This is a genomic window from Mesorhizobium sp. P3_A2 (assembly GCF_056403115.1).
The window spans coordinates 87,933-100,300 of the sequence record NZ_JBFUGC010000003.1 but is presented as its reverse complement, the minus strand read 5'-3'; the positions used below and the strand labels follow the sequence as shown (position 1 = coordinate 100,300).

The following is a 12,368-nucleotide window of genomic DNA, read 5'->3' as shown; positions in this document are numbered from 1 at the left end:
GCCCTTCAGATGGAAACGGAATTGTTGGGAAAGCTCTCTAGGCCCTGCACTCAATTCGTCAAGACGCGCGTGGGCCGATCGACTGGCACAGGCACATGGAACCAGTCAACGCTTCAGATGTATGGTGATCCGGCGTTCGATCCATTCAACGCCATGGCGCAAGATCTCGACCATCACCAGATAGACGAGGGCGACCCAGATATAGGCCTGGATGTCGAACGAATTGGCAAAGGCAAGCTTGGCCTGACCCATCAAATCGTAGACGGTGATGATGGCGACGATGGCCGAGGCCTTGACCATCAGGATCAACTCATTGCCATAGGGACGCAAGGCGACGATCAGCGCTTGCGGCAGGATGATCTTGCGGAGCGTCTGCAGCTTGTGCAGCCCAAGCGAAGCAGCACCCTCCCACTGGCCTCTTGGCACGCTTTCGATGGCGCCGCGCAGGATCTCGGCCTGATAGGCGGCGGTGTTGAGTGCGAAGGCAAACACACCGCAATTGAAAGCGTCCTTGAAAAAATCCCAGAGGCCGACCGTTTGAAGCTCAGCCCTGAACGATCCCAGTCCGTAGTAGACCAGATAGGTCTGGACCAGCAGCGGCGTGCCGCGGAAGAAATAGACATAGCAATAGGCGAGGCCGGACAGGAGCCGGTTGGCGGACATGCGCCCATAAGCGACCGGCACCGACAGGATCGCTCCGAGCACCATCGATATGCAGACCAGTAACAGCGTGGTTTGCAGGCCCTTCAGATAGGCCGGGGCATATTTGGCGAAGAAATCGGCGTTCCAGGCAAAGATCAGATAACTGACGATGCCAAGGCCGAACAGGATCCAGAAACCGACCATCGCATAGCCGATGACACGGCTGCGCGGCCAGCCGCGCGCCCGGGGTGGCGGTCGTTCGACCAAGGCGGCTGTGACGCTCATCGTTGCGCCTCCCGCCGGCCGAGCGAGCGCAGGATCGCGCTGGTGGCAAAAGATGAAACGACGGCCAGACCAAGGAACACCATGGCCGCAACGCCATAAAACAGGAAAGCGTGCTTGGTAACGCGGGCAGCCGTGTAGGCATTGCGCAGCGTCTCGGCGAGGCCGACGACCGATACGAGCGACGTATCCTTGAGCAGGCTAAGCCAGCAGTTCTCAAGTCCGGGAAACGCGATGCGAAGGAGTTGCGGCAAGATCACCTTGCGCATGGTCAGCCAGTTCGACAGGCCGATGGCATAGCCGCCCTCATACTGACCTTTCGGTATGGCTCGAAAGGCTGAAAGAAACACCTCGCTGGCATAGGATGAAAAGATCAGCGACAGCACGATCATGCCGGCGACGAAGCTGTTGACGTCGATGGTCGCGTCTGGTCGGAAATATCGCACGAGGTGCTGCAACAGGATTGGTACGCCGAAGAAAAACAGAAACAGCGTCACCAGTTCCGGCAAGCCGCGGAAGACGGTGGTGTAGATGTTGGCTGCCAGCCGCAGCGACGGTTCTTCGGATTGTTTGGCCCAGGCGACGAAAAAGCCGATCGTCAGGCCGATGGGCAGTGTCGCCAGCGCAAGCGCGATGGTGACCAGTGCGCCATAGGCAATATCGTCAATCCAGCCATCGGGTCCCCAAGTGAGAAGTATCCATATGTTCTGGCTTGGCATTGACGGATCTTGTCTCCACTTCTGTCAGGCCAAGGCGGCAGGAGAAATTTCCCCTGCCGCCTTGTTTCAGATAATCAGGACTCGGCGCCGAAGACGTCGAACTTGAAGTACTTGTCGTTGATTTCCTTGTACTTTCCGTTGGCGCGGATGGCGTCGATGGCGCTGTTCAACTTGTTGACCAGATCCGTCTCGCCCTTGCGCACGGCGATGCCGGCGCCCGGCCCAAAGATCTCGACTGGCTGCGGCGAGGGCTGGCCGAGAATCTTGCAGCAGGCGCCATCAGGCGAATCCAGGAATTGCTGCAATACGACGATGTCATCCTCGATCGCGTCGAGACGGCCATTGGCGAGATCGGCCTGCTCTTCGGGGCTGCTCGGATAACCCTTGATGGTGCTGTCCGTATAAGTCTTCGAGGCATAGTTGAAATGCGTCGTCGTCGTTGCCACGCCGATGGTCTTGCCGGCCAAATCTTCCTTGGTCACGCCCTTGAGGGTCGAGTCCTTCGGCACGGCGATCGCCGAGGGGGTGTTGTAGTATTTGTGGGTGAAGTCGACCTTTTCCAGACGCTCCGGCGTGATCGACATCGAGGCCACGATGGCGTCGAACTTGCCGGCCTGCAGCGCCGGGATGATGCCGTCCCAATCCTGGGCGACGAAGGTGCACTTGACCTTCATCTCGTCGCAGAGCGCCTTGGCGATGTCGATGTCGAAGCCGACGAGCTGGCCATCGGAGGTCAAATTGTTGAAGGGTGGGTAGGCGCCTTCGGTGCCGATCCTCAGGGTTTCCTGAGCCTGGGCGACGCCGAGCGTCAGCAGCGCAGCCGATGCGGCGAGCGCGATACGCAGTGCAATACGCATGATAGTCCTCTCTTTATTGCTCCCGGCCGTCGTTCCGGAACGGCTCTGTGGGGCGGTGCTTTTGACCGCCCGCTGGCAGGATACTCCCACTGTTTTCGGGAGAAAAGCAACTGTAAAACCGTTGCTTGCGGGATTTGCGCGTCCAGCCAATGCTGACGCCGGGTCAGACAATGAAACAGCTGAAGAGAGCGGCTGAACCGGGTTCGGGCAGGGGCCTCACGGTTTTAGGCCGGTGGCGCGCTCGATGAAGTCGGCTATCGATCCGGTGTCGTCGAGGTCGAACACCGGCAGGCTTTCGCCGGTGACCGCGAAGTCGGCGGCGATCGCCACGATATGCGCGTCATTTGCCGAGAGCGGCGAGCGATCCTTGGCCTCCAGTCGCCTGGTCTCGATCTTTTTGTGCGCCTCGCGCTTGTAGCCTTCGACCAGCACGATGTCGCACGGTGCCAGCCGCGACAGGATCGTCTCCAGCGTCGGCTCGTTCTCTGCGCGCAATTCATGCATCAGCGCCCAGCGCACGCCCGACACAATCGCGACCTCGGTGGCCCCCGCCTGGCGATGGCGGAAGGAGTCGGCTCCCGGCTTGTCGATGTCGAACTCATGATGGGCGTGTTTGACCGTCGACACCGTCCAGCCGCGCCGGACGAGCTCGGTGACCAGCTTCTCGGTCAGTGTGGTTTTGCCGGAATTCTTCCAGCCGGTGATGCCGAAGATGTTCATGGCCCGATGCTCTGCAACAGACGCTCCGCCACCGCAAGATCGTCTGGCGTGTTGATGTTGAAGAACGGGTCGATCTCATTGCCGCCAAGAGCGGACAAGGGAAACTCCACCTCGACAAAATCATGGTGCTCGACGAAGGCCGAGACGCGCCTATTGTCCTCATCGACCAGGAAATGGCGCAAGGCCTGACGCAGCCCGAGCGGCCATAGCGCGAAGGTCGGATGCCGCCTGCCGCTGGAACTGGCGACAGCGATCGAGCCTGGCCGACCGGCTGCGGCGGAGGCCAGCATTGCGACCAGATCGACCGGCAGGAACGGCGTGTCGCCGGCGGCGGTCACCAAGGATTTGCAGGCGGTGTTTGTCGCCGCCCATTCGAGGCCGGTGAGGATCCCGGCCAGCGGTCCGGCATGGCCTTCGACCGTATCGGCGAGAACCGAAAGTCCGGACGCCGCAAAACGTGCCGGATCGCCATTGGCGCTCAGCGCCAGCGATCCGACCTGTGGCGCCAAACGGGCAACGACATGGCCGAGAAGCGGACGCCCGCTAAGGGCGAGCAAGGTCTTGTCGCCGCCGCCCATGCGCCGCGACAGGCCTCCGGCTAGGATGATCCCTGCAATGTCTCGGCTCATTGCCCTATATGCCGTCCGGCGCCATGTCGGGTCCAGCGCTTTCGGCCGCGGGCTTCTGCCGTCCGACGACCCGCTCGCGATAGAGCGCGTAAAGACCGGAGCCGATGATGATGGCGGAGCCGGCGATCATCGGCAGGTCTGGGACATCGCCGAAGATGCTGAGGCCAAGCAGCATCGACCATAACAGCGCGGTGTAGCGGAATGGCGCGATGAAGGAGATGTCGCCAGCCCGCATCGCCATGATGATAAACTGGTAGCCGATCAGCACCAGCACAGCCGCCAGCGCCAGCAGCGCGGTTCCCTTGCCCGACATCGGCGTCCAGCCGCCCATCGGCGACAGCAGCACGGCGCCGACAATGGTCATGGCGATCGCGGTTGCTGTCGACACCAGCAATGTCGGAATAGCCTGCGGGATACGTTTGGTGGCGAGATCACGCACCGCGCAACAGGCGACGCAGACGAGTGCGTATAGCGAATAGACGCTGAATCCTTCAAAACCTGGCCGCACGATGATCAGCACGCCGCCGAAACCGACGGCGATCGCCAGCCAACGCCGCCAGCCGACGCCTTCGCCAAACACAAGGGCCGCGCCCATCGTCACCGCCAGCGGCAGTGCCTGCAGCACCGCCGACACATTGGCGATCGGCAAATGCGCCAACGCGACAAGGAAGGCGACGGTAGCGCCCGCCTCGCCGACGACGCGCAACGCCACCAGCGGCTGCAGCATCGAGCCCGGTCGTGCGAGGGCGCCTTGCTGCCAGGCGAGCAGGCCGACGAGCACCGACGCAAAGGCGCCGCGCACCAGCATGACTTGCGCCATGTTCATCGATTCCGACGAGAACTTGGTGATGGCGTCATTGAGGGTGAAGCCGATCATGGCCACCATCATGAACAGCGCACCGCGAAGATTTGGGGAAAGAGGCAAGGGCGTTACCGGTTTTGCACTAAATCAAGCCTGTAGCAGTCGGCGGCAAGACAGCAACGTCAAAGAAATAGGCCAAGGACTTTCACCCGTGGCCTGTAAAATCCCAGCGAGGGCCGATCAGATGATCGGGAGCCTCATTTCGGCGTTAGCACCTCGGTGCCGCTGCCGTTCTTGCCGGCGATCGTCCAGAGGCCGTGCAGCGAGCCATCATCCTCCACCTTGTAGACGACGAGGCCGATCTCTTCGCCCATGACATAGCCCGCGGAGAAGGCATTGTCGTTGCGCATGCAGATGCCGTCCGAGGACGAGCCGCCGGTTTCCCAGTGGATGGTGCAGGTGGTCTCGCTGGTCAGCGTGATGGTTGCTTCGCCGCCATATTTCGAGCCGTCGAAATTGGTGCCGGCGACGGTGTACTTCCCGCCGATCGATTGTGCTGCTGCCGGCGCGGCTGCAAGCCCAACCACTGCAAGTGAAAGTAAGAGTTTGCGCATGTCGTATTCCCCCAGTGAGCAAAGAACCGCTACAGGGCGGGAAGCTAGGCCTGATCGCGCTTGCGGTAAATCCGCCGGTGTTTTGCGCAGAAGACTTTTCTGGGATGTGTCCGAAAATGCTCAACGGGCTTTGAGGCTGCCGGCGATGGCGCCGACCAGCGGATCGTATTTCGCTTTCACCGCCGGCGGATAGTCGATCCATATGGTGTGAATGACGCCTTCCTTGCCGAACAGGCGCCGCTCGTAAAAGATCTTTCCATCCTTCAGCCCCGACAGGACCGCCCAGTTCTTGCCGGTCTTGCTGTAGGTAATCTCGTAGCCCGCCTCCTTGCTTGCTTTCTCATCAGTGACAAAGCTTTTGGGCGTGTCATTACTGACGTTGAGGATGCCAGAACAGATCAGGCTGGCGCCGTCGGCGCTGAGCCATTGCTGTCCGTCACCATTGTCCGGATCGGGCTGGCGGTCTGTGAAGATTTCGTCGGGAAAGGTGCAGACGGTGCCGAAGCGCGCATTGGTGTAGGTGAACGGCGCGGCAGCGGCGCTGCTTGCCGCGATCAATGCTGCCGATACCAAACCTGAGAAAAAACGCTTCATGCCATGCCTCCGATCAAAAAGTGGAGTCATCCATTGCACGAGAACGCGGAAAAATCAGCCGCCGGTGACGCTCATATGCCTCGATACCGAGGGGCGGCTGGTGCGGCGGTCGATAATGAAATCATGACCCTTGGGCTTGCGGCCGATCGCTTCGTCGATTGCGGTGGCGACCAGTTCGTTGCCTTCGGACGCACGCAATGGCGCGCGCAGGTCGGCTGCATCCTCCTGGCCCAGGCACATATAGAGCGTGCCGGTGCAGGTCAGCCGCACCCGGTTGCAGCTTTCGCAGAAATTATGCGTCATCGGCGTTATGAAACCGAGCCGGCCGCCGGTCTCGGCGACATGGACATAGCGCGCCGGGCCGCCGGTTTTGTAGGGGATGTCGCTTAGCGTGAACTGACGCTCCAATGAAGCGCGCAGCAGCGACAGCGGCAGATACTGGTCGGTGCGGTCGGCGTCGATCTCGCCCATCGGCATGGTTTCGATGACGGTGAGGTCCATGCCGCGGCCATGCGCCCAGCGCAGCATCTCAGGAATCTCGGCGTCGTTGAAATCCTTCAGCGCCACCGCGTTGAGCTTGACCTTCAGACCTGCCGCCTGCGCGGCGCCGATGCCTTGCATAACCTTGTCGAGATGGCCCCAGCGGGTGATGGCGTGGAACTTGTCGGCGTCGAGCGTGTCCAGCGAGACATTGATGCGCTTGACACCGCAATCGGCGAGCTCGGCGGCAAAGCGCGACAGCTGCGAACCATTGGTGGTCAGCGTCAGTTCTTCCAGCGCGCCGCTCTTCAAATGCCGCGACAGCTGGCGCACCAGATGCATGATGTTCTTGCGCACCAACGGTTCGCCGCCGGTGAGGCGCAGTTTGCGCACACCCTTTTCGATGAAGACGGTGCAGAGCCGGTCAAGTTCCTCGAGCGACAGCAGGTCCTTCTTGGGGAGGAAAGCCATGTCCTCGGCCATGCAATAGGTGCAGCGGAAATCGCAGCGGTCGGTGACCGACACGCGCAAGTAGCTGATCGTGCGACCGAAAGGATCGATCATGTCCATGCGTCAAGCGTTTCCAATGGCTGCTAGTGGCGCCGTTATATACAGCTATGTGATACGAACCAACCCGCCATTCAAGATAGCCGCTCTTGATCTTTGGTAACATTCCCTGGCCGACATCCGATGTCGGCGGGGTCTAAATGACCTTTTCCGGCTGAGCGAAGCAGCGTAGGGAAGGGTGGATTGATGCAGGGTGGACGACAATGACGGCGCCGAAGGAACTCAGGGTCTCGAAGGACAGAAAACTGCTGTCCGTCACCTTTCCCGATCACCAACCGTTCGAACTGCCGGCCGAATTGCTGCGCGTCGCCTCGCCCTCGGCCGAAGTGCAGGGCCACTCGCCTGAGCAGCGGGTGACGGTGCCAGGCAAGCGCAACGTCGCCATCCTCAAGATCGAGCCGGTCGGCAACTACGCCGTGCGCATCACCTTCGACGATTTCCACGACACCGGCATCTTCACCTGGAACTATCTGCACACGCTCGGCCATGAGAAGGAGGCGCGCTGGAACGCATATCTCGCGGAGCTCCAGGAGAAGGGGCTGAGCCGCGATCGCTAGGTCGTCCTGTCCGCATCTTTCGGCTTGGCCAGGGCCGCCAGGATCTCGCTGGTGTCGTAGTAGAAGGGTGTGCCTTCAATCAGCCGACCATCCCTGAAGCGCAGGACTTCGGCAAACGGCTGCCTGATCGTCACGCCATTGGCTCGCGCCGTCAGCGAAAGCGTGCAGCTCATGAAGACAATGTCATCGTTTTGCGCTGCCTGAAGGTTCTCCACCGCCACATTGCTCCAGCTTTCCTGCATCTTGTGGAAAAGGGCTGCGATGCCTTCAAGGCCGCTCCAGTCGCCGGCATAGGGCAGAGAGTCCGGTTCATGCACGACGACATCCCTGTGGAAGGCGCCGGTCAGCATCTCGATGTTGCCCGACCCCGATTGCAGGAATCGCATTTCGACGTCGAACATGTTTTCGAGAAGTTCCATGACACCCGTTTCCTGATTGTCACGCTGTGGCGCGTCGCAAGGACGTCATGGAATTGGGGTAACGCCGACAACGTTTCGGAGACGGGAAAATGTCTGACATCACCACGGTCGAACAGCTCGAAGCGCTCTATGGCCTGCCCGGCGAAGCGTCGACGGTCAAGGAACTCGATCATGTCATCCCCGAATATGCCGCCTTCATCGAGGCCTCGCCCTTCGTCGCTTTGGCAACCAGCGGGCCGGAAGGGCTGGACTGCTCGCCGCGTGGCGATCTCGCCGGCTTCGTGCGCATCCATGATCCGAAGACCCTGATGATGCCGGACCGGCGCGGCAATAACCGCGCCGATTCGCTGAAGAACATCATCCGGGATCCGCGCGTCGGGCTGCTGTTCCTGGTGCCGGGCTCGGGCACGACTTTGCGTGTCAATGGCCGCGCCCGCATCACCACCGATGCCGCGCTGTGCGCCTCCTTCACCGTCGAAGGCAAGCCGGCGCGCTCAGTCACCGTGGTCGACGTCGATTCGGTCTATTTCCAGTGCGCCCGCGCCATCGTCCGCTCCGAGCTGTGGAACCCGGCGAAACACGTCGATCCGAAATCACTGCCGACGCCGGGAAAAATACTGGAAGTCACCAGCCGCAAAAATATCGACGCGGAAACCTACGACAAGGAATGGCCGGAGCGGGCGAAGAAGACGATGTGGTGAGTTGGTCGCTTCTAGAGGCGGCCCCAACTTGACGAACCGTACCGTCGCCAGTTGCGCGATGCCAATTGAACCGACCTCGATCAAGGGCAAATCAGCGAGCATGAACGGGACCGCCACCCCGAAAAGGTAGCGGTCCTTGTTCTCATGGCCGCGACAATCGGGGATAGGTCTGGTCGACGGCGCCCTTCCTGCAGGAGGGAAACCCAATGGCCGTGAAGAATCTGGGTCCAATGTCGCAACGTCTCCTACCCATCCTTTGCTTGCCTGCGCAATATCAAGCGTAATCCTGTGCGGCGGCGGCCCGCACAGAGGCACAACGATGCCAAGCAAAGCCGCGGAAAAATTGCGCAGGGTAGGTCGGCCCCTCAGACGACACGCAAGAGCATGATCTTTCCCGGAGATCATGCCCTGACTGCTCAGATATCCTTCAGCACATCGTAGATCTTGCGCATCTGTTCGCCGATCATGTCGCATTGTTCCGGTGTCGACTGGCTCATCGCCTTCTCGATCAGCGCCATATGCACCTTAAGCGCTTTCATAAGCAGCTCCGTGCCGGCCTCGGTAAGCGTCAGCCGCAGCACGCGCTTGTCCTTCTCGTCGCCTTCACGGACGAGCAGGCCGCGCGCCTCGAGTTGCGGCAACAGCATGGTGATGTTGGAGCGGCCGACCAGCAGTTTGCGGGCGAGATCGTGCTGCGACATGCCGGGATGGCGATAGAGGTTCATCAGCACGTCGAGTTGCGCCGGCTTCAGGTCCAGCGGCGCCAGCTTCACCGCCAGCGTACGCTCAAGCACATGGCAGGCGCGCGCCACCGCGACCCAGTTGCGAAAGCGCGGGTTGTCCCAGGGCAGCTCTTGTTTAATGTTCATGTTTGAACTATTATGTTCATGCTTGAACGGAATGGATGGATCGCCACTATGGCATCATTTGGACTGAAGGTCATCCGGGGCGTGTTCGGCGCCGCCGAGCATGTGGCGCCGCGCCTGAGCGGCCGCGCCGCCTTTGAACTGTTCTGCCGCACGCCGAGCGTGAAGGCGCTGAGCGACGGCGAACGGCGCGCGGTCGACCGCGCCGCCGGCTTCATGGCCGAGGCGCGTCATCACCGGCTGAAGACCAAGAACGGCTGCGTCATGGTGCACGAATTCCGGCCGGAGCCGGGCAGGGCGTCCGCCGGCACTGTGCTGGTCATCCATGGCTGGCGCTCGCGCACCGAATATATGCGTGCGCTGATCGAAGGGTTTCGCAATGCCGGCTACCGGGTCGCGTCGCTCGACCTGCCGGGCCACGGCCAGTCGCTGGGCCGTCGTCTCAACATGGTCAATGCGGTCGAGGCAACCAGGGTGGCGGCTGACTGGTTCGGACCGTTCAAGGCGATCATCGGCCATTCGTTCGGCGGCGCCGTTGCCGCCAACGCCATTGCCGGTTCCATCAAAGGGATCCAGCCGGTGGCGGCCGAACAGCTGGTGCTGATCGCAGCACCGAGTTCCCTGCCGGCGATCTTTGCCGACTTCAGCCGCATGCTCAATGTCGGCCCGCGTTCGCAGGTTTCCATGGCCGATCAGGTGAAACGACTGTCGGGCCGACCGCTCAACGAATTCACCGGCGACCGCCAACTGGCCGAAGCGCCGGTGCCAACGCTGGTCATCCACGCGCCCGATGACCGCGAGGTTCCTGCCGACCATGCCAGGCGCTACGCCGGCGCCGGCAGTCATGTGCGGCTGCACTGGGCCGACGGGCTCGGCCACCGCCGCATTCTTGCCGACAAGGGCGTTGTCGCGCGCGCAGTCGGCTTTGTGACCGGTCACCAGGACACAGTATCGCTGCACTGACCTGACGGTTATTTCTTCTTGCCACCTGGTTCGACCGGCAGCCCGGCCGCCTTCCAGGCGGTGTAGCCGCCGAGTATGTGCTTGACCGGCGACAGCCCCATGTCCTGCGCCGTCTTGGTGGCCAGCGCCGAGCGCCAGCCGCCGGCGCAGAAGAAGACAAAGCTCTTGCCCGATGCAAAGAACGGCTTGTGGTAGGGGCTTTCGGGATCGATCCAGAATTCCAGCATGCCGCGGGTGACATGCTTGGCGCCGGGAATTTGGCCGTCCCGCTCCACTTCCCTGGGGTCGCGCAAATCGACGAAGATAGTGTCCTCGTCGTCGAGCAGCCCGGCCGCTTCCTCAGGCGACACCACCTCGATCTCGGCATTGGCCTCGTCAAGCAGCTCGCGATAGCCTTTTTTCACGAACAATCCCTCCCGGCGCGTTTTCGCCGCTCACCGGATTTCCAGCACAACGCCAGCTTTTTGTCACGCCGTTCCGGCGAGCCCCTGCCACGCCGCCATTGCTCCGGCCACGGTAGCCATCAGCGCGTCACACGAGGCGCCGTCGCGCGCCTGGATCGACATGCCATGCTGCACCGTCGCATAGAAGGTCGCAGCCGCGTCGCTGTCGAAGCCCTTCGGCAATTCGCCTTCCGCCACGCCGCGTTCCAGTCGTCTCAGCAAGAGGGTGTGGTTTTCGGCGCGCCGGCGGCGCAGATCATCGCAGATCGCGCCGCTGCTTGAGTCCTTGTGCAACGCGCCAAGCGCGATCAGACAGCCCTGCGGTCGGTCGTTCTGCGAATAGGCCCTGGCTGTCTGGCGCAGGAAGTTCTCGATCGCCTGGCATGCCGTCGGTGCTTCGTCCAGCGCGGTCCAGATCTCGGTGCCTTCGGTGCGGGTGTAATAGTCGGTCGCTTCGAGAAACAGCGCCTCCTTGCTGCCGAAGGCGGCATAGAGGCTGGGTGAGCTGATCCCCATCGCCGCGGTCAGGTCAGCCATCGAGGTGCCTTCATAGCCTTTGGCCCAGAACAGCTCCATCGCCTGCCGCAAGGCGGCGGTTCGATCGAAGGTGCGGGGACGGCCTCTTTCCGGCATGGCTCTCATTTCTGTGTTGATCGATACATAATTCAGTTGACCTGCGCGAGCAAGGCTGCCAGACATTTATGTATCGATCGTTACATAAAGGAGAATAGCATGTCAGCGAACGGATTGAACGGCAAGGCAGCACTCGTCACCGGCGGCAGCCGCGGCATAGGTGCTGCGATTGCCAAGCGGCTTGCGGCCGATGGCGCCGATGTCGCCATCACCTATGTCAACAGCGAGGCGCCAGCGCACGCGGTCGTTGCCGAGATCGTCGCGGCAGGCGGCCGCGCCATCGCCATCCAGGCCGACAATCGCGACGCCGCGGCAATCGAAGGTTCGGTCTCCGAGGCGGTGAATGCCTTCGGCCGGCTCGACATCCTGGTCAACAGCGCCGGCATCTGGCGCGCTGCGCCCATCGAGCAAATGTCGTTGGCCGACTTCGATGAAACCATGGAGGTTAATCTCAGAGCCCCGTTCGTCGCCTCGAAAGCGGCTGCGGCTCACATGGGCGAGGGCGGCCGCATCATTTCGATCGGCAGCAATCTGGCGGAGCGCGTTACCGATACCAGCCTCAGCGCCTATTCCACCAGCAAGGCGGCGCTGGTCGGCCTGACCAAGGCGCTGGCACGCGACCTCGGCTCGCGCGGCATCACCGCCAATGTCGTTCACCCCGGTTCGACCGACACCGACATGAACCCGGCCGAAGGCCCGCATGCCGAACACCAGCGGCAGAAGATGGCGACGCCCCGCTTCGGCAAGGCCGACGAGATCGCCGGCATGGTTGCCTGGCTGGCCGGTCCGGAAGGGCGATTCGTCACCGGCGCGGCGCTGACCATCGACGGCGGCGCCAACGCCTGAAGCAACAGCCGGCTTTGACGACCGGGGCGGCGGC

17 protein-coding genes are annotated in these 12,368 nt (G+C 61.9%); 4 read left to right on the top strand and 13 right to left on the bottom strand.

All coding sequences use genetic code 11. The features are described 5' to 3' along the window. Positions 1-105: 105 nt before the first annotated feature. The 9 genes from AC1DXM_RS07940 to moaA all read right to left on the bottom strand — a co-directional run bounded on the left by AC1DXM_RS07940 (position 106) and on the right by moaA (position 6,909). On the bottom strand, positions 106-927 hold the full coding sequence (locus tag AC1DXM_RS07940) for an ABC transporter permease (protein ID WP_477232569.1): 822 nt from the start codon (positions 925-927) through the stop codon (positions 106-108). Further along, a complete protein-coding gene (locus tag AC1DXM_RS07935) occupies positions 924-1,643 on the bottom strand; it encodes an ABC transporter permease (RefSeq protein ID WP_477232568.1) in 720 nt (239 codons plus the stop codon). Before AC1DXM_RS07935 ends, AC1DXM_RS07940 begins: the two co-directional genes overlap by 4 nt. A gap of 74 nt (positions 1,644-1,717) precedes the next feature. Then, the gene (locus AC1DXM_RS07930) at positions 1,718-2,500 is read right to left on the bottom strand and encodes an ABC transporter substrate-binding protein (protein ID WP_477232567.1); all 783 of its coding nucleotides are present in this window, start codon (positions 2,498-2,500) and stop codon (positions 1,718-1,720) included. Positions 2,501-2,716: 216 nt separating this feature from the next. Continuing rightward, entirely contained in the window at positions 2,717-3,220 is a 504-nt protein-coding gene (mobB, locus tag AC1DXM_RS07925) for a molybdopterin-guanine dinucleotide biosynthesis protein B (RefSeq protein ID WP_477232566.1), read from the bottom strand. Next, positions 3,217-3,849, bottom strand: a complete 633-nt coding sequence (gene mobA, locus AC1DXM_RS07920) for a molybdenum cofactor guanylyltransferase MobA (protein WP_477232565.1) — start codon at positions 3,847-3,849, stop codon at positions 3,217-3,219. Before mobA ends, mobB begins: the two co-directional genes overlap by 4 nt. Positions 3,850-3,853: 4 nt before the next feature. Then, positions 3,854-4,774, bottom strand: coding sequence for a DMT family transporter (locus tag AC1DXM_RS07915; RefSeq protein ID WP_477232564.1), 921 nt, complete (start codon positions 4,772-4,774; stop codon positions 3,854-3,856). Between the two features lie 134 nt (positions 4,775-4,908). Continuing rightward, on the bottom strand, positions 4,909-5,265 hold the full coding sequence (locus AC1DXM_RS07910) for a hypothetical protein (protein ID WP_112561697.1): 357 nt from the start codon (positions 5,263-5,265) through the stop codon (positions 4,909-4,911). A gap of 120 nt (positions 5,266-5,385) precedes the next feature. Continuing rightward, the gene (locus tag AC1DXM_RS07905; RefSeq protein ID WP_477232563.1) at positions 5,386-5,859 is read right to left on the bottom strand and encodes a hypothetical protein; all 474 of its coding nucleotides are present in this window, start codon (positions 5,857-5,859) and stop codon (positions 5,386-5,388) included. Between the two features lie 54 nt (positions 5,860-5,913). Further along, entirely contained in the window at positions 5,914-6,909 is a 996-nt protein-coding gene (moaA, locus tag AC1DXM_RS07900; protein WP_477232562.1) for a GTP 3',8-cyclase MoaA, read from the bottom strand. A 200-nt stretch (positions 6,910-7,109) separates the two neighbouring features. Between moaA and AC1DXM_RS07895 the strand changes: the two genes are divergently transcribed. Beyond that, entirely contained in the window at positions 7,110-7,463 is a 354-nt protein-coding gene (locus tag AC1DXM_RS07895) for a gamma-butyrobetaine hydroxylase family protein (protein WP_477232561.1), read from the top strand. On the opposite strand, the gene AC1DXM_RS07890 is transcribed toward AC1DXM_RS07895, so the two are convergent. Then, positions 7,460-7,882: a nuclear transport factor 2 family protein gene (locus tag AC1DXM_RS07890; RefSeq protein ID WP_477232560.1), complete on the bottom strand. Its 423-nt coding sequence runs from the start codon at positions 7,880-7,882 to the stop codon at positions 7,460-7,462. The two genes, AC1DXM_RS07895 and AC1DXM_RS07890, sit on opposite strands and share 4 nt — an antisense overlap. 89 nt (positions 7,883-7,971) lie before the next feature. Here AC1DXM_RS07890 and AC1DXM_RS07885 point away from each other — a divergent pair, with 89 nt between their 5' ends. Further along, positions 7,972-8,583: a pyridoxamine 5'-phosphate oxidase family protein gene (locus AC1DXM_RS07885; protein ID WP_477232559.1), complete on the top strand. Its 612-nt coding sequence runs from the start codon at positions 7,972-7,974 to the stop codon at positions 8,581-8,583. A gap of 416 nt (positions 8,584-8,999) precedes the next feature. Here AC1DXM_RS07885 and AC1DXM_RS07880 read toward each other — a convergent pair whose 3' ends face one another. Continuing rightward, the gene (locus tag AC1DXM_RS07880) at positions 9,000-9,452 is read right to left on the bottom strand and encodes a MarR family winged helix-turn-helix transcriptional regulator (RefSeq protein WP_477232558.1); all 453 of its coding nucleotides are present in this window, start codon (positions 9,450-9,452) and stop codon (positions 9,000-9,002) included. A 48-nt stretch (positions 9,453-9,500) separates the two neighbouring features. Between AC1DXM_RS07880 and AC1DXM_RS07875 the strand changes: the two genes are divergently transcribed. Further along, on the top strand, positions 9,501-10,412 hold the full coding sequence (locus AC1DXM_RS07875; RefSeq protein WP_477232557.1) for an alpha/beta hydrolase: 912 nt from the start codon (positions 9,501-9,503) through the stop codon (positions 10,410-10,412). 8 nt (positions 10,413-10,420) lie between these two features. Here AC1DXM_RS07875 and AC1DXM_RS07870 read toward each other — a convergent pair whose 3' ends face one another. Further along, on the bottom strand, positions 10,421-10,816 hold the full coding sequence (locus tag AC1DXM_RS07870; RefSeq protein WP_192254046.1) for a rhodanese-like domain-containing protein: 396 nt from the start codon (positions 10,814-10,816) through the stop codon (positions 10,421-10,423). Between the two features lie 63 nt (positions 10,817-10,879). After that, on the bottom strand, positions 10,880-11,488 hold the full coding sequence (locus tag AC1DXM_RS07865; RefSeq protein ID WP_477232556.1) for a TetR/AcrR family transcriptional regulator: 609 nt from the start codon (positions 11,486-11,488) through the stop codon (positions 10,880-10,882). Between the two features lie 99 nt (positions 11,489-11,587). On the opposite strand from AC1DXM_RS07865, the gene AC1DXM_RS07860 reads away from it, so the two are divergent. Next, positions 11,588-12,334 (top strand): 3-oxoacyl-ACP reductase family protein, encoded by a 747-nt coding sequence (locus AC1DXM_RS07860; protein WP_477232555.1) that lies wholly within the window; start codon positions 11,588-11,590, stop codon positions 12,332-12,334. Positions 12,335-12,368: the final 34 nt, after the last annotated feature.